At 57.3% G+C, this 356-nt stretch carries 1 protein-coding gene; it reads right to left on the reverse strand.

What is annotated here, in order from left to right:
* Position 1: 1 nt before the first annotated feature.
* Positions 2-356: hypothetical protein (locus AC1D0P_RS32605; protein WP_477680502.1), on the reverse strand; the 355-nt coding region annotated here is incomplete at its 5' end.

Raw genomic sequence — 356 nt, forward strand, 5'->3', positions numbered from 1 at the left:
CTTACGACATGGCAACCGGATCGAGAACATAAAAGCGCCGGTCTGCATAGGGTGTCTCGGCGATTTCCGGGTCATGCAGGCGGAGGTCCGCTGTCATCCGAACCCTGACGGAGGGACGATTGACGATGACCGGCACCTGCGAAGCACCCCTGTCCAGCGCCGGCGCATAATCTATTACGACGACTTTGGCACTATCGATCAGTGAAAACAGCAAATCTCCCAACGGATCGTGCGGCCCGAAGGGTTTCAGCGAATAGCCTAGCAGCACCAGTCCGTAACTTCTCACGGCATAATCATAGCGGATTTCCTGGAATTTGCGAGGGATATGGCGAACGCGGCAGGGTGCGCCGTGGAGC

It is taken from the genome of Polaromonas sp. P1_G2 (assembly GCF_056405515.1).